This is a genomic window from Thalassovita sp., from assembly GCF_034670005.1.
Lineage (GTDB): Bacteria > Pseudomonadota > Alphaproteobacteria > Rhodobacterales > Rhodobacteraceae > Thalassobius.
On sequence record NZ_JAXMOH010000002.1, the window covers coordinates 81,982 to 98,008 of the forward strand.

Sequence of the window (16,027 nt, forward strand, 5' to 3'; positions counted from 1 at the left end):
GGAACTACCCCGGCGTACGCGCCGGGGGAATATGTGTCGTAACCGTTAGAAAAGCGATTTATAGACCAGTATTCAAAGCCTCGTCCGTTAGCCCGTCCCAGATTTCTTGCTCGATCTCCAGATGGGTCAGTAATTCGGTGTCGGATGAAAATACCTGATAAGTTACCATAGGGTGACTTGCCCATAATCCGCGTAGCAATTCGGCCATTGACAGGCTGGTTTCGGTGGGCGCCAGAACGGCGATACTGCCTCCTTCACGGGGAAAATTGCTGCCGACCTTTGCGACCTTGTCGGAACTTCGCGTCACGTCGATCTTGATCGTCGTCAGCCGGGACAAATCAAAAATGATCCTATGGATGCGTTCGAATTCCTGATCCGCAGTGAACGCAGCCACCAAGTCGTCGGCCTTGCCGAACAGGAAGGGTTCCTCGAATCTAAGATAGAGACAGCCATATTGGGGCAGGAATTTGTATCTTGCTGGCATCTGGCACCCTTAGTTTCGTTGCACGACTGGCTGTTGTTCCAATCGTCATTCGTAGTGCTGAACTTTGCTTCGACGATAGGCAAGTCGGCTCATGCCGTGTGTTCCAGAAGCTGTTCGAAACTCGTCATTTGCATACCAAGGATCGAAAGAGCATCGGCTTCATTTTCCTGAATGACCGCGATAACGCCGGGAAAAGGTTCCCAACTGCGTTGAATCATTTGCGCGATTTTGTGCGTTGCGGGGGACGGCGCGTGATAAACGGCCAAGGTTTGCGTTCCTTCCGCAAGGAACACGTCGGCCTTGCGCGCCTGCAATTCCATCAGCTTGGGAAAATCTTCGTCAAATCCGGTGACCCGGGCAAGATCAACCAGCTGTTTCTGACCCGGACGGCAATCAGGGTGGTGCGCGTAGTCATTGAACGCGGCGAAGCTTTCAGCGGCGGTAATTGTGCCTTCGTAGCGTACAAAGACCAATCCTTGTGGCGGTATGATGCGAAAGCTGACGGACATGAAATAATGTTATCGGGTAAAAACAAATAGTGAAGGGGGCGTGAAACACGCCCCCTTCAGAAAATTATTCAGAGTTGCAGATTAATCCATTGCCTTGAAGGCAAATTCGCCACCGTCTTTGATGCCCGAGAACCAGCGTGCGGTTACAGTCTTGGTCTTGGTGTAGAAGCGGAACGCGTCAGGACCATACTGGTTCAGGTCGCCGAAGGCCGACTTCTTCCATCCGCCGAAGGTGAAGTAGGACAGCGGAACCGGGATCGGGAAGTTGATGCCGACCATGCCGACATTCACCTTGGCGGCGAAATCGCGCGCGGTGTCGCCGTCGGCGGTATAGATTGAGGTGCCGTTGCCGTAGTTGTTCTTCATGATCAGATCCAGCGCTTCGTCATAGGACTTGGCGCGCACCTGGCTCAGAACCGGGCCAAAGATTTCTTCTTTGTAGATGTCCATGTCCGGCGTGACGTTGTCGAACAGCGACGGGCCAACGAAGAAACCGTCCTCATAGCCCTGCAGGCTGAAGTCGCGACCATCGACGACCAGGTTGGCGCCTTGATCCACACCACTATTGACCAGTCCGTTGATCCGATCCTTGGCCTGGGCGGTGATAACCGGGCCGAAATCGACGTCGTCGCCAGCAGTGTAGGGGCCGACCTTCAGCGCTTCGATGCGCGGGATCAGACGTTCGATCAGCGCGTCGGCGGTTTTGTCGCCGACCGGAACCGCAACCGAGATCGCCATGCAGCGTTCGCCCGCTGCGCCGAAACCGGCGCCGACCAGCGCATCGGCGGCCTTGTCCATGTCAGCATCGGGCATGATGATCATGTGGTTCTTGGCACCGCCGAAGCACTGGGCGCGCTTGCCGTTGGTGGCTGCGCGGCCGTAGATGTACTGTGCAATCGGGGTTGAACCGACAAAACCCACCGCCTGAATGGTTTCATTGTCGAGGATTGCATCGACGACTTCCTTGTCACCGTTGACGACCTGCAAGACGCCATCGGGCAGACCTGCTTCTTGCAGCAGTTCGGCCAGCATCAGCGAAGTGGTCGGGCAGCGTTCGGATGGTTTCAGGATCATCGCGTTACCGCAAACCAGCGCCGGCGCCATTTTCCACAGCGGGATCATGGCGGGGAAGTTGAACGGGGTGATGCCGGCAACAACGCCAAGCGCCTGACGCATCGAATACAGGTCGATGCCCGGGCCGCCGTCGTTCATGTATTCGCCCTTCAGCATGGCGGGGGCGCCGATGCAGACTTCGACCACTTCCAGACCACGCTGTACGTCGCCACGGGCGTCGGGCAGGGTCTTGCCATGTTCGCGGCTCAGAACTTCGGCCAGCTTGTCCATATTTTCGTTGATCAGCGCGGCGAATTTCATCATCACGCGGGCACGACGCTGCGGGTTGGTTGCCCCCCATGCGACTTGTGCCGCAGCGGCTTTTTCTACCGCTGCATCCAGTTCGGCCTTGGTCGCCAACGACACTTTGGCCTGAACTTCGCCAGTGGCCGGGTTGTACACATCGGAAAAGCGTCCCGAAGTCCCTTTGACTTCGGCACCATCGATATAGTGATGAATTTCTTGCATAGCACACCTCCATTTTGGGTTTGGCGCTACAATAGGCTTGCAAATTTCGCCTGAAAAGGCAGAAAAGATCAAAAAGGTTTTGCAATAATGCAGAGTGGGGCAAGATGAACTGGGATGATCTAAAGGTTTTTCTGGCCGTCGCGCGGTTTGAAAGTCTATCGGCGGCAGGGCGAGAATTAAGGGTCGACCCAGCCACGGTGGGGCGACGTATCGCACGACTGGAAGAAGAACTCGGCGCGCCTCTTTTTGGAAAATCGCCGCAGGGTTATGCCATGACGGATGCCGGGCAGCGGCTTCTGGCCCATGCAGAACGCGCCGAGCAGGCAATGGCCGGTGCGGTCGAGGAATTGGCCGGACAAGCGGGCGACCTGTCAGGCCAGATACGCATCGGTGCACCAGATGGCTGCGCCAACTACCTGTTGCCGCAGGTCTGTTCCAACATCATGGATGAAAATCCCAACCTTGAAGTGCAGATTGTTGCGCTGCCACGCGTGTTCAACCTGTCGAAACGCGAAGCAGATATGGCCATCGGGGTCAGTCCCCCGGCTGCGGGTCGGCTGACCGTACAAAAGATAACCGATTACAAACTGCACCTGGCCGCCGCGCGGCAATATTTGATCAAGCACCCCAAGATCACCAGAATCGAGGATCTGAAAGACCATCGCGTTATTGGCTATATTCCTGATCTGATTTTCGACAAGGAACTGGATTACCTTGGTGAAGTCGGCATTGATTTGGTCAATCTGGCTTCGAATTCGGTTTCGGTTCAGTTCAACTGGGTGCGCAATGCTTGTGGGGTCGGAATCGTGCATGATTTTGCCATCCCGTTTGGGCGCGGGATTCGCAAGGTTCTGACCGACGAGCTTAGCCTGACGCGCAGCTTCTATCTGATCCGTCATGCCGATGACCGGCGGCTGGAACGACTTAACCGTTTCGCGGTTCTGCTCGGCGATGGATTGCGTGCCGAAGTGGCCCGGCTTGAAGCCATGACTTGACAGGTTGTCGCAGCTGGGTGACGCTGGGGAAGTAATAATATTGCGGAGGAGGCCCGCCATGCTTGTCCATCAAATCCTGAAAGCGAAAGGCGACAACGGTGTCGTGACGGTAAAACCGGGGACTCCGATTTCGGATGTGGCGCAGATATTGGCGGAGCGCAGGATCGGGGGGGTCATTGTATCGAAGGATGGTCAAGACGCCGAGGGCATCGTTTCCGAGCGTGATATCGTGCGGGCGCTGGCCGTGAAAGGCGCGATGTGTATGCAGGAAAATGTCGAAGACCTGATGACCCGCAATCCGGTCTGCTGCACCCGAAACGACAACGCCGATCATGTCCTGACCCGGATGACCGACGGACGGTTCCGGCACATGCCCGTTGTCGAAGATGGTGTGCTGATCGGGATTGTTACCATCGGGGATGTGGTTAAAGCGCGGCTAGAAGAACTTTCGATGGAACGAAATGCGCTCGAAGGGATGATCATGGGGCATTGACGCAGCGAATTGCGTTATTCTCCCTTGCATTCTGCGGCGCAATATTATTGCGTGCTCTCAACTTGAAACACTGCGTTTGAAGGGGGAACTTCCATGCGCATTGGCCTTTATCCGGGCACGTTCGATCCAATAACATTGGGTCACGTCGATATTATTCGCAGATCTGCTACGTTGGTCGATCGTTTGGTGGTTGGGGTTGCAATCAATCGCGACAAGGGACCGCTTTTCACGCTGGAAGAACGCGTTGAAATGATCGAAATGGAAATTTCGCAGTTGCAGCAGGAAACCGGCGTGGAAATCGTGGTTCATCCGTTTGAGAACCTCTTGATCAACTGCGCCCATGATGTCGGCGCGCAGATGATCGTGCGAGGTCTGAGGGCCGTTGCAGACTTCGAATATGAATTCCAGATGGTTGGCATGAACCGTGCATTGGACAGTTCAGTCGAGACAGTGTTCCTGATGGCCGAAGCAAAACATCAGGCAATTGCCTCGAAACTGGTCAAGGAAATAGCACGGCTCGGCGGCGATATTACGAAATTCGTCACTCCAAACGTAAAGGAGAAGCTGCGAGCCAAACTGGATAAGTGAGGCAATGCAGAAGTCTTCGCAGTCGGATGAAAACGAAGTCATCTTGGGTATTCCGCGTAAGCGCATGGTGCTGTGGCTGACCATAGCGCCTATGATCCTGATGTTGTGCTGGGTCAGTTGGAGCGTGTCCAAGAACCGATATGTTGTTACTGCCGAAATGGTTGAAATGGATGCGCCCAGGGAATGTTGGGAAGCCAGCGAAGGCGGGCTTTTCAGCGAGACGCGAAAGGCTTATCGAAGCCGCGAAACGTTGCGCCCATACTTGGGTTTTTGCGGTGTGGCGCGCACGAGCATGGGTGATTTTGCACTGCCCCCCAGCACACCACGGCCCTGGTTGGGGCAGAAACGGTCCGACATTTACAAACGACTGCACCACGGCTGTAAGTATGACCTGATCGTGATCAGCCCGGATGGACGACCGACAGAACGTGACCGGGGCAGGGGATCACCCAATCCGCCCCTGATCCGACGGGTTCTGTTCACCTATCCCTGCTGACTCTGCGGCGGCTTTACGAATGAATTTTTCACAGATCTCCGGCTGTGTGACCGGCAGCATGTGACCTCCATCGATCAGCGTCAGATGGATTGCCGGGTTTTGCCGGGCGAATTCCGCGCCGTGCAAATTGGCGTCAAGGATCCGGTCTTCTCGGGCAAATAACACCGAAACTGGAACCGGTAGGTGATCGTATTGGCTGTTCATCCATTTCAGGTCTCTGGCGGAGGCCAGAAAGTCGCGGCAGGTATTGCGGAATGACACCGGCCGTAATCCCAACAATCCACCGCCCTGTATCGAATAGGCTTTTGGGACCGTCTCAGGCCCGAACGTGTAATTGAGAACCATATCCGTGTTACGGATGCTGTTCGGGATAGCGAGCGTCCAGCTTAGCAGGAAACGCTTTAGGCCCGACTTTACCGCCAGTGCCTGAAACGGCGGCGCAACCTTGCCGCCCAACATTGTCAGCGGGGCAAGCAGCGCTAGCCCTCGGGTTTTGTGTGGGAAATCCAACGCCAAACATAGTGAAATTGCGCCGCCCAGAGAATGTCCAACCACCAAAGGCCGGTCGAGGTCCAGAGCATCTATCAGTTCGACGATCTGGGCAGCTTGGGCGCGCGGGTTGGCGGGAGTCTCATCTCCGCGTTCCGACCATCCCATACCGGGGCGGTCTATAGCAATAACACGGTGATCACGGGCGAGTCCGTCGATCAACCCCATGTCGAAATTGCCCAGTTGTGCGCCCAGCCCGTGAATCAGTACAATCGCTGGCCCTTCACCCCTGTCGACATAATGTTGCCGCCCGGTGGAGGTCTGAAGAAACGTGCCGCGCGGTGGCACGGCCTTTTCAACTCGCCGCTTGATCAGCCAGGTTTTCAACGGCAACCAGCCTACAGCACACAGCAGGCCGAGCCCCGCCAATCCGATGATCCAAAACACAAGCTTTCTCCCCTAAATCCCCAACGTGATGCTAGGGATGGGGTGGACTGCGGGCTAGCGGTAGATTGGAAAACGTCGCGTCAGTTCAGCGCCAAAAGGCCAGCCATTCCAGCATGTCGGCGAATTTCTTAGCCACAAAGAGCAGGTTGTCACCGCCTGTCAAAATAAAATCGCCGCCGATTACGGCAGCGATCAAAATTCCAAGTCCAATGGCAATATGGTCAGTCATAAGTCCAAGGGTCCGGATGAAATGGCGTTACACCAATTCATGCCGGACTGTCCCGCTCGGCGCAACCTCAGACTTCAAGAGCTTTCCCATGGCCACCGCCACATCCGCCATCCGGCAAGAAAAGCCCCATTCGTTATCATACCAGCTCAGCACCCGCACCAGACGCCCGCCGATAACCTTGGTCTGATCGGCGGCAAAAATCGAGCTTGCCTCGGTATGGTTGAAATCGATCGACACTTTCGGTTCGGTATCGAATTCCAGAATACCCTTCATCGCGCCTTGTGCGGCTTCGGCCATGATGGCGTTGACCTCTTCCTCGGTCACGTCACGAGAGGCGACAAAAGTCAGGTCTACCGCCGATACATTCGGAGTCGGCACCCGGATGGCGGACCCGTCCAGCTTGCCTTTCAAGGCGGGCAGTACTTCGCCCAAGGCTTTGGCGGCCCCGGTCGAGGTCGGGATCATCGACATCGCCGCCGCACGGGCGCGGTACAAATCCTTGTGACGGCGGTCCAGCGTCGGCTGATCCCCGGTATAGGAATGGATCGTTGTCATGATGCCCGATTCAATTCCGATCTTGTCATTCAGCACCTTGGCCAGCGGTGCGAGGCAATTGGTGGTGCAGGACCCGTTCGAAACCATCACATCGCTCGCGGTCAGCTGTTCGTCATTCACGCCCATCACGATGGTTTTTTGCACGTTCTTGGCCGGGGCCGAGATCAGAACCGATTTTGCACCGCGTTCGATGTGCTTTTTGGCTTTGTCGCCATCATTAAAATTGCCGGTGCATTCCAGAACCACATCGACGCCGGACCAGTCCAGTTCGTCCATGTCATAGGTCGACATTACCTCAAAGCGGCCCCGGCCCAGATCCATCCAACCTTCGCCGGTGGTCACTTCACCGGGAAACCGACCATGCACGGAATCGTAGCGTATCAGGTGTGCCGCAGTGTCCAGCGGGCCGGTTGCGTTGATCTTGACCACCTTGATGTCTTCGCGGGCGCTTTCCGCAATATGCGAGAGGGTGCAGCGGCCGATGCGGCCAAATCCGTTGATGCCAACAGTGATGGTCATGGAACATGCTCCTGAAATACAAGGTTTAGGGGGCGTATAGCCGCGCCCGCAAGCTGCGTGAAGGCAAAAAGTGTTTATTTGGCAGTCTGTTAGCGAAAACATGGTTCGGTTGCGCTAACGGTTGGTCAGGGTTCGGGCTTGCCCTGTACCGTACATCCACTAAGTTGGCGCTACCAATGGATGAGGTACAGGTATGAGCGGTCTTCTCGCGCTTTTGGACGACGTCGCGGCCATCGCTAAAGTGGCGGCCACCAGCGTCGATGACATCGCCGCCGCCGCGTCGAAGGCGGGCGGCAAGACTGCCGGGGTGATCATCGACGACGCGGCAGTGACCCCGAAATACGTGCATGGGTTTGCGCCGGCGCGGGAATTGCCGATCATCTGGAAAATCGCTCTGGGGTCGTTTTTCAACAAGCTGGTGATCCTGCTGCCCGCCGCGATGCTGATGTCGAATTTCGCGCCCTGGCTGATCACGCCCTTGCTGATGCTGGGGGGCAGCTATTTGTGTTTCGAAGGTGCGGAAAAGATTTTCCACGCGCTGTTCCCGCATGGCGACAAGCATATCGAACAGGATATGTCGGTGCAGGCCCCTGGTCACCTGGAGCAGCAAAAGGTCAGCGGCGCGATCAAGACCGATTTCATCCTGTCGGCGGAAATCATGACCATCGCGCTTTCAGCGATCCCCGAAGGCGCGCTCTGGCTCGAAGCCGCCGCCCTTGGGCTTGTCGGCATCGTGGTGACGATGGCGATCTACGGGTCGGTGGCGCTGATCGTGAAGATGGACGATGTTGGGCTCTACGTCGCGCAAAACGCCCGCACCGGATTGGGCCAGAGCTTTGGGCGCGGCTTGGTAAAATTCATGCCGGTGCTGATGCGTATCCTGTCGGTGGTGGGCACTGCGGCGATGCTGTGGGTCGGCGGTTCGATCATGATCCACGGGCTTCACGATCTGGGTCTGCATCATCCCTATGGAGATATCCACGACATCGCGGTCGCCGCTGGCCATTTGGTATCCGAAACTGCGCGCGGCGCGGTGGAATGGGGCGTTACAGCTTTGGCCGACGGCATTTTGGGCCTGGCCTATGGGATCATTCTTATCCCGGTCGCAACCCGTGTGATCGGCCCACTTTTTCGAAAGAAAAAGGCGCACTGATCTTCAACTTATCCTTTTCGTGAATACCCCGCCGCGCATTATTACGCGCGATGGGGGAGCAGAGGTGTGGGCCTGTCCCTGCCATTCAACTATTGTCCTTACTGAAACGCCTACTTTTCCATAGAAAAAAGATGAAAAGTCCCGTGGCGTTAGAAATCATTCGGCGCAATCTGCATGACTGGTAATTAGGTCCAGCCCAAGGGTACGAGTTGTATACTTGCGGGAGGGTGAGATCTGAGATTCAGTTTCTCGCTATATACGCATTTTTGCAAAATTGAATTCTGCCTGGCAGTAAATAAATGTGGCGTTGTACCGTTCCTATTGGGGATCAGTCCGATAAAGGAGCGTGTGACGCGGTATGAAATCACTCTTTCTTGTTCGTATCCGCCGTACAAAAGAATCGGCGCATCCGAACGAGTTCGGAGATGATCCGACGACTTCATCGCAACTGCTGCAAAGGGTCGAGGGATGTTGGGAGCTTGTCAGGAGGCACCAGCATTTTGGGTTGCGCCAAGCGTCGCATGAAAAATGACAGTATCACCGTCTCGGGTGTTGGGTGGATCGTCGAAGAACTATGGGGGGCAGTTACGCTGCCCGCCGCTAGTGAAATGTTAAAGTGGTAGGGAGGATTTTTGGATGACCCTAAAGTTCAAGTTAACCGTTGTTTTTGCCCTCGTGGTGCTATTGGCCGCGGCAGGAATGGGGCTCGGCATCATGAAGATGGGCGAACTCAAAGCAGAATTCGACGATGTGTTGGATCGCAAAGTTCTTGGTGTGGCGCTGGCCAATGAAATCGCCACACAATCTGTTTCGGTCGCGCGGAACGAAAAAAAACTGATCCTTGCCCCTCAGAAAAAGGAAAAGGATGAGCTTGCGGTTGAAATCGACGCCAACGTTGCGAAAATCGCAGAGCTGATGTCAGAGCTTCGTGGAGTTTCGGAAGTCGAGGATCAGTCCCTGCTCGACGCCTTCGATGAGGATTGGCAACGTTACCTTCAGGCGAACTCGAAAATTCAGGAAGCGTCGGGATTGCAGTCCATCCTGAAAGGTCGTCAAATCCTTCAAGAGCAGGAAACACAGGCCTATCAGGTGCTGGCGGAGGCCCTGAAGGCATTGCAGGACCTTCTCGTTCTGGATGCAAGCGGATCGTCGGATTTCGACGGCAGCGATGAAATTGCAGTGATGTCCGTGGTGGAAGCCGAGCTTCTGCGCGTCCGGGTCAATGTTTACAGCACGATGGCGTCTTCTGCCCAGCCAGATATCGTAAAGGCCCTGTCAGAACGCACGCATGAACAGATTAAGAAATTACAAAGTGCGGTCAGCGTTGCCGAATTGTCTTTGCCGGATGAATATTGGGATGCCGTGGTCGCCATCGAAGATAAGTTGGAAGTATGGTTGCCGCTTGTCGAAATGGCACTTGAGAAGGCCCTTGAGAATGGCGATTACGAGGCGCTGACGATCAGCAACGGCACCGCTGCCGAGGCCCTCGATAACGCAGAAGAACAGCTCAGCACTTTGGTGAAACGGCTGCAGGTTCGCATGGAACAGGCTAGCGAAAACGTTGCGGCGACTTATACCCTCAGCAAACAAATTCAGATTGGTGCGCTTATTGCGATGGTGCTGATCGCCAGTGCCGCGGCATTGCTGATCGTACGCGGTATCTACCGTCAGCTTGGCGGCGAACCCGCTTATGCACAAGATGCGTTGCGCCAGATCGCCGATGGCGATCTCGGGCTTGTCATTCAGACCCGGGCGGGTGACCAAGACAGCCTGCTTGCTGCGCTGTCCAACATGACTGAACGGCTGAAATCCGTGGTTGGGGATGTCAGCGCGGCGGCGCGCGGCGTTGCAGCCGGCAGCGAGCAAATGGCGGCCAGTTCCGAACAGCTTAACCAAGGGGCCGCGGAACAAGCCGCGTCGTCAGAGGAAACCTCGGCCTCGATCGAGGAAATGGCAGCAACGATCGGTCAGAACGCTGAAAATACCATTCAGACGGAACAGATCGCTCGTAAGGCAGCGAAAGATGCCGAAACCAGCGGCGAAGCCGTAGGCGATGCAGTCAAGGCAATGGAAACCATTGCGGATAAGATCATGGTGATCCAGGAAATCGCCCGGCAGACAGATCTGCTGGCCCTGAATGCAGCAGTCGAAGCGGCGCGGGCGGGCGATCATGGGCGCGGTTTCGCTGTCGTGGCCGCAGAAGTCCGCAAGTTGGCCGAGAGATCGCAGGAAGCCGCGACGGAAATCTCGGGGCTGTCGGGGCAAACGGTTCGTTCGGCTCGATCAGCGGGCGATCTACTCAACAGCCTCGTGCCTGATATCCAGAAGACAGCAGAACTTGTCGGAGGTATCTCGGCAGCTAACGCCGAGATGAATGTTGGCGCGGGCCAGATCAACGAAGCGATCCAGCAACTTGACTCGGTGACGCAACAGAACAGTTTGGCATCTGACGACATGTCGACGGCAGCGACAGGATTGTCGGAACAAGCCGAGCGGCTGCAAAACAGCATTAGCTTCTTTAAACTGGACAGCTTAGCCGTAGACGCGCCGCAGCCTGGCGAGGCTGAAACCGACGAAAGCAGCGCCGACACTTCTGGCGCGGTGGAGAATGGTGGTTTCGTCCTTGATATCTCGGATCAAAGCGATGAACCGGACGCCGATTTCATCCGCGTCGTAAACAGGTGATGGTGTAAAGCCAACAGAGGTGATCCACTCAGAAAGGGGCGGCTGGATTTCCGGTCGCCCTTCGTCTTTCCTCCGTTCCTTCGATCAGGGCAGCAGAGGAGCGAGGCGCGGCAGAAAAGGGAATCCTTTTGAAAAGCAAAGGGCCGCGCCTGCGCGCAGCCCAATCTCAAATACCGAAAGGGTGGGGTTTCACCCCACCAGTCGCTTACCCCAGCAATTCCTTAACTTTCGCGGCAGTTGCCTCCGCAGTGATGCCGAATTTTTCGTACAACACATTGGCCGGGGCCGAGGCACCGAAATCGGACATGCCGATGAAACCCGCCTTGGCTTCACGCCCACGTTCGCCCAGCAGCCAGCGGTCCCAACCCTGACGCATTGCGGCTTCGATGCCGACGCGCACTGGCCCGGCGGGCAGAACGCGCTTGCGATAGGCTTCGTCCTGCGCGGCGAACAGCTCCATGCAGGGCATCGACACGACGCGGGTGCCGATACCTTCGGCCTGCAACAGATCGCGGGCGGCCAGCGCGATTTCCACTTCCGATCCGGTCGCGATCAGGATCGCCCGGCGCTTGCCTTCGGAATCGGCCAAAACATAAGCGCCCTGCGCCGTCAGATTCTTAGCGGTATGCTTGCTGCGCACGGTCGGCAGGCCCTGACGGGTCAGCGACAGTACGGATGGCGTGTCCTTGGTGGTGAGCGCCAGTTCCCAGGCTTCCGCCGTCTCGATCGTGTCGGCGGGGCGGAACACATGAGTGTTGGGGGTCGCGCGGCTGATCGCGAGATGTTCCACCGGCTGGTGGGTAGGACCGTCTTCTCCCAGCCCGATCGAATCGTGGGTCATCACGAAAACGGTGGGGATCTTCATCAATGCTGCCAGCCGCATCGCCGGACGCGCGTAATCGGTGAAGGCCATGAAGGTGCCGCCGTAGGGACGGATGCCACCATGCAGCGCCATGCCGTTCATTGCAGCGGCCATACCATGTTCGCGGATGCCCCAGTGGATATAGCGGCCGCCGCGGTTGTCGGTGTCGAACACGCCCAAGTCGCCGGTCAGGGTGTTGTTCGATCCCGTCAGGTCGGCCGAACCGCCGACGGTTTCGGTCATCACCGGATTGATCACTTCCAGCACCATTTCGCTGGATTTGCGGGTGGCGACTTTCGGGCCTTCTTCGCTGATTTGCTTTTTCAGGGCCCGAATGGTGGGGGACAGGCGTTTGGGAACGTCGCGGTCGAAGATGCGTTTGAACTCTGCCTGTTTGCGGTCCGAAACCGACGCCAGTCGCGCCTCCCATTCCGAACGGTCTGCGGTACCGCGCGAACCGATTTCTTCCCACGCCTGCTTGATCTCGGCAGGCACTTCGAACGGACCATAGGGCCAGCCATAAGCAGCCTTGGTGTCCGCAATCAACGTCTCGTCCGTCAGCGCGCCATGGCCCTTGGAGGTGTCCTGCGCCGAGGAGCCGAGTGCAATATGGGTCTTGCACGCGATCATCGACGGTTTGCCAGCTTTCTTTGCCGCTGAGATGGCGGCGTCGATAGCTTCCGGATCGTGACCGTCGATTTCCTGTACATGCCAGCCGGAGGCCTTGAACCGCTGAATCTGATCGGTGCGGTCGGCCAGATCGACGGTGCCGTCGATGGTGATACCGTTATTATCCCAGAACACCACCAGTTTGGACAGTTGATGACGTCCGGCAAGAGCAATTGCTTCATGGCTGACGCCTTCCATCAGGCACCCGTCGCCAGCGATCACGTAGGTATGGTGGTCGACCAGTTTCTTGCCATACTGCGCGCGCAGGATTTCCTCGGCCATGGCGAACCCGACCGCGTTGGAAATGCCTTGGCCCAGCGGACCGGTAGTGGTTTCGATCCCCGAGGCGTGGCCGTATTCCGGATGTCCTGCTGTTTTCGCGCCCCACTGGCGGAAATTGCGGATCTCTTCCAGAGTGATGTCTTCGTTGCCGGTGAGGTAGAGCAGCGAATAAAGCAACATCGATCCGTGACCCGCAGACAGGATGAACCGGTCACGGTCCGGCCAATACGGGGCCGCTGCATCGAATTTCAGGTGCTTTTCGAACAAGACGGTGGCAACGTCGGCCATCCCCATCGGCATACCGGAATGGCCCGAATTCGCCGCGTGGATCGCATCGAGCGTCAAGGTGCGGATTGCGGCCGCTTTTGACCAATGTTCTGGGTTCGCAGTGCGCAGGGCAGAAATATCCACAAGAGGCATCCTTTGATCTGGCTGAGTTAGCGCTGCTCATACCAGCCCGTGTCCGAAGATCAAGCGGTTGGGCGTGATATCCGGTGCTTGGGGGGCGCATTTTCCCTGCTCATTAGGTAAACTTTGCCCCAAGGAACGCCATCTTGATTCGCGCAGGCGAATTTTCGAGCGTTCTGATAATAACCGGAAGGCAGAGGCGCATGAGCGACATAACCGAACTGGAACGCCGTATCACCGCCGCGATGGATCGTATCGCGAAAGGCGTGGAAGATTTGGGGCACCCTCAAACGGACGCTCCCGATACCGATGCGGCCGCATCGGACACGGACACAGAGCTGCGCCAAGCGTTGGAAGAAGAACAGCTGGCCAATGCCCAGTTGCAGGAACGTCTGAAAGCGCTGCATGGCAAAATCGACAAGAAAGATGCCGAAACCGAGGAGGAACTCTCGGGTCTGAAATCGGCGCTTGCCGAAATGGGCGCCGCCCTGTCAGAACTGAAATCGACAAGCGAAGAACTGCGTGCGGCCAATCAGGCCCTGCGCGAGGCGCAGACCGGAGATATCGCCGAAGCGTTAGATGCCGGGCTCAAGGCCGAACTAGAGGCGCTCAGGGCCGAACGTGCGGCAGAGGCGGCGGAATCGCAGGCTATTGCCGCTGCGCTTGAGCCGCTGATAGATACCAGCAAGAATAAGGAAACCGCCTGATGCCCGAAGTTATCATCCATATCGGCGGTCGCGCCTTTGAAGTTTCCTGTCAGGATGGTGAAGAACATTACCTGCATTCCGCCGCCGGTATGCTCGATACCGAAGCGAGTACTCTGGCGCAGCAGATCGGCCGCCTGCCGGAATCGCGCATGTTGCTGATGGCAGGGCTGATGCTGGCGGATAAAACCGCCGGGCTAGAAGACCAGTTGAAGGATGTTGAGGCCAAGTTAGCCGAAACAACGGCCGAAATGGAAAAACTGCGAGCCGCACCGGCGCCGGATCCCGAACGTGTCGAAGTCCCGGTGATCCCGCAAATCGTGCAGGACACTCTGGCCGAAATCGCCGCACGCGCCGAAGCGCTTGCCGATGAGGTCGAAGAAAAAGCAGCTCCCTGATCGCGCGGTTCAACGCCGCTTCGTGTGGTTCAGTTGGCGGTGAAGCTGCAGCATGTGGTGCAATCGCAGCGCCAGCAGCAGCGCTACCGCCAGCGCTGCCAATAGGCCCAGCATATCGCTGATCACCGGCCAGAGATAGCCGAACTGATCTGCTGCGCCGGCGCCGATACCAACATAGATCGCCACCCAGGTGACTTCACCTGCGGCACTGGCCAAGGTGAATTTGTGCCAACGCAATCGTGCAGCCCCGGCAACAAAGTTCACATATGGGCCAAGCGGGCTGAGCAACCAGCGTGACAGGAACACCGCGATATTGCCGCGTTTGCGGGTCAGGGCAGAGGCACGCGACAGCGCCATTGCCTGTTTGCCACCACGGTTTTCGATCCGTTGCAGCCAACCCGCGCCCGACCGCCCCAAGGCATAGCCTATCTGGTCGCCAATCATCGCACCTGACAGCGCGGCGAGGATGGTAAGTCCGAGCGGCAGATCGCCAGCGGCGGCGAACCCACCTGCTGCCATCATGAATAATGACGCGGGCACCGGCAGGGCGAGGCAGCTCAACAGCGTGACTACCCCCAAGAGAGGAGCGCCGTAGTCGGGCAACAGCGCCAGCAACTCCTCCGTCATTGCGCATCCTTTTCCAGAAATGCGCTTAGTTCGGAAATCAGCGCTGCAACCGGGCGGTTCTGGTCATGCGCTATTTCTTCCAATGTCTTACGGCGAATGTCTTCGGGCTGGCCCAATACGTTGGCCAAGACAAGCGGCTCGGCGTGCCAAGCGTGGGCGACATAGCCAACGGTCATCCAAGGTTCGATATCCGGGCGCAAATGGCGGTGATCCTGCCAATAAACCCAATGCAGCATAAACCGCACCGAAAAAAATAACGCGACCACCAAGGCCAGGCCCAGCAGGATCATCGTCGGTTTATGATGATCCCATAATACACGAAGAGGCGCTGGCCGTTTCATCGCCGCGCCTCTCGCAAATTCGGGCAAGAGCTTTGATCTCTTGCCGGCAGCATCTTAAGCGTTCGCTTCGCGGATTTTCTCCGCCGCGTCCTTGTCAAAAGAGACATCGCTGTTTTCAAACAGTGTGTCCAGCTCGCCCGACAAGGTCATTTCGGTGATGATGTCGCAGCCACCAACGAATTCGCCCTTCACGTAAAGCTGCGGGATCGTGGGCCAGTCGGAATAGTCCTTGATACCCTGGCGAATTTCATCGTCGGCCAAAACGTTCACGTCGGCGTAATCGACGCCCATGTAGTTTAGAACACCTGCCACGCGCTGCGAGAAACCGCATTGCGGCATGTCCTTGGTGCCTTTCATGTAAAGCACCACATCATTGGATTTCACGATTTCATCGATACGCGTTTTTGCATCGGTCATTGGAATTTTCCTTATCGTTTACTGCGCCAATTCTGTTCGGCGCATTTCTGGCACTCTAGGGCCGTTTTTTTCTAAATCTTCGAATAACATTCGCCC

Annotated in this window: 18 protein-coding genes; 8 read left to right on the forward strand and 10 right to left on the reverse strand. The window is 56.9% G+C overall.

Annotated elements, in window-relative coordinates:
* Window positions 1-58 precede the first annotated feature (58 nt).
* The 3 genes from VOI23_RS04325 to VOI23_RS04335 form a co-directional block, all read right to left on the reverse strand.
* A complete protein-coding gene (locus tag VOI23_RS04325; protein ID WP_323782096.1) occupies window positions 59-484 on the reverse strand; it encodes a hypothetical protein in 426 nt (141 codons plus the stop codon).
* Between the two features lie 89 nt (window positions 485-573).
* Window positions 574-993: a hypothetical protein gene (locus tag VOI23_RS04330; RefSeq protein ID WP_323782098.1), complete on the reverse strand. Its 420-nt coding sequence runs from the start codon at window positions 991-993 to the stop codon at window positions 574-576.
* A gap of 81 nt (window positions 994-1,074) precedes the next feature.
* Complete coding sequence (locus tag VOI23_RS04335) at window positions 1,075-2,574, reverse strand: CoA-acylating methylmalonate-semialdehyde dehydrogenase (protein ID WP_323782100.1); 1,500 nt, start codon at window positions 2,572-2,574, stop codon at window positions 1,075-1,077.
* Window positions 2,575-2,678: 104 nt separating this feature from the next.
* Here VOI23_RS04335 and VOI23_RS04340 point away from each other — a divergent pair, with 104 nt between their 5' ends.
* From VOI23_RS04340 to VOI23_RS04355, 4 genes are all read left to right on the forward strand, one after another.
* On the forward strand, window positions 2,679-3,569 hold the full coding sequence (locus tag VOI23_RS04340; protein ID WP_323782101.1) for a LysR family transcriptional regulator: 891 nt from the start codon (window positions 2,679-2,681) through the stop codon (window positions 3,567-3,569).
* A 58-nt stretch (window positions 3,570-3,627) separates the two neighbouring features.
* Window positions 3,628-4,062: a CBS domain-containing protein gene (locus VOI23_RS04345; RefSeq protein ID WP_323782103.1), complete on the forward strand. Its 435-nt coding sequence runs from the start codon at window positions 3,628-3,630 to the stop codon at window positions 4,060-4,062.
* A gap of 93 nt (window positions 4,063-4,155) precedes the next feature.
* Window positions 4,156-4,650: a pantetheine-phosphate adenylyltransferase gene (coaD, locus tag VOI23_RS04350; protein ID WP_323782105.1), complete on the forward strand. Its 495-nt coding sequence runs from the start codon at window positions 4,156-4,158 to the stop codon at window positions 4,648-4,650.
* Window positions 4,651-4,654: 4 nt separating this feature from the next.
* Window positions 4,655-5,146: a hypothetical protein gene (locus tag VOI23_RS04355; protein WP_323782107.1), complete on the forward strand. Its 492-nt coding sequence runs from the start codon at window positions 4,655-4,657 to the stop codon at window positions 5,144-5,146.
* Here the strand turns inward: VOI23_RS04355 and VOI23_RS04360 are convergent.
* From VOI23_RS04360 to gap, 3 genes are all read right to left on the reverse strand, one after another.
* A complete protein-coding gene (locus VOI23_RS04360; protein WP_323782109.1) occupies window positions 5,096-6,082 on the reverse strand; it encodes an alpha/beta hydrolase in 987 nt (328 codons plus the stop codon). The two genes, VOI23_RS04355 and VOI23_RS04360, sit on opposite strands and share 51 nt — an antisense overlap.
* 85 nt (window positions 6,083-6,167) lie before the next feature.
* Window positions 6,168-6,311: a hypothetical protein gene (locus VOI23_RS04365; RefSeq protein WP_323782111.1), complete on the reverse strand. Its 144-nt coding sequence runs from the start codon at window positions 6,309-6,311 to the stop codon at window positions 6,168-6,170.
* A gap of 27 nt (window positions 6,312-6,338) precedes the next feature.
* Window positions 6,339-7,385 (reverse strand): type I glyceraldehyde-3-phosphate dehydrogenase, encoded by a 1,047-nt coding sequence (gap, locus tag VOI23_RS04370; RefSeq protein WP_323782113.1) that lies wholly within the window; start codon window positions 7,383-7,385, stop codon window positions 6,339-6,341.
* Between the two features lie 193 nt (window positions 7,386-7,578).
* On the opposite strand from gap, the gene VOI23_RS04375 reads away from it, so the two are divergent.
* Complete coding sequence (locus VOI23_RS04375; RefSeq protein ID WP_323782115.1) at window positions 7,579-8,538, forward strand: DUF808 domain-containing protein; 960 nt, start codon at window positions 7,579-7,581, stop codon at window positions 8,536-8,538.
* 636 nt (window positions 8,539-9,174) lie between these two features.
* Window positions 9,175-11,223, forward strand: a complete 2,049-nt coding sequence (locus VOI23_RS04380) for a HAMP domain-containing methyl-accepting chemotaxis protein (protein WP_323782117.1) — start codon at window positions 9,175-9,177, stop codon at window positions 11,221-11,223.
* Window positions 11,224-11,428: 205 nt separating this feature from the next.
* On the opposite strand, the gene tkt is transcribed toward VOI23_RS04380, so the two are convergent.
* On the reverse strand, window positions 11,429-13,447 hold the full coding sequence (gene tkt, locus VOI23_RS04385) for a transketolase (protein WP_323782119.1): 2,019 nt from the start codon (window positions 13,445-13,447) through the stop codon (window positions 11,429-11,431).
* Between the two features lie 200 nt (window positions 13,448-13,647).
* On the opposite strand from tkt, the gene VOI23_RS04390 reads away from it, so the two are divergent.
* Entirely contained in the window at window positions 13,648-14,151 is a 504-nt protein-coding gene (locus VOI23_RS04390; RefSeq protein ID WP_323782121.1) for a hypothetical protein, read from the forward strand.
* Window positions 14,151-14,546, forward strand: a complete 396-nt coding sequence (locus tag VOI23_RS04395; protein WP_323782123.1) for a cell division protein ZapA — start codon at window positions 14,151-14,153, stop codon at window positions 14,544-14,546. The genes VOI23_RS04390 and VOI23_RS04395 overlap by 1 nt, the downstream gene beginning before the upstream one ends.
* Before the next feature lie 9 nt (window positions 14,547-14,555).
* On the opposite strand, the gene VOI23_RS04400 is transcribed toward VOI23_RS04395, so the two are convergent.
* The 3 genes from VOI23_RS04400 to grxD are packed head-to-tail and all read right to left on the reverse strand — an operon-like array spanning window position 14,556 to window position 15,931.
* The gene (locus tag VOI23_RS04400; protein ID WP_323782125.1) at window positions 14,556-15,173 is read right to left on the reverse strand and encodes a VTT domain-containing protein; all 618 of its coding nucleotides are present in this window, start codon (window positions 15,171-15,173) and stop codon (window positions 14,556-14,558) included.
* Window positions 15,170-15,514: a hypothetical protein gene (locus VOI23_RS04405; protein WP_323782127.1), complete on the reverse strand. Its 345-nt coding sequence runs from the start codon at window positions 15,512-15,514 to the stop codon at window positions 15,170-15,172. The genes VOI23_RS04400 and VOI23_RS04405 overlap by 4 nt, the downstream gene beginning before the upstream one ends.
* 54 nt (window positions 15,515-15,568) lie before the next feature.
* A complete protein-coding gene (gene grxD / locus VOI23_RS04410) occupies window positions 15,569-15,931 on the reverse strand; it encodes a Grx4 family monothiol glutaredoxin (protein ID WP_323782130.1) in 363 nt (120 codons plus the stop codon).
* Between the last annotated feature and the right edge of the window lie 96 nt (window positions 15,932-16,027).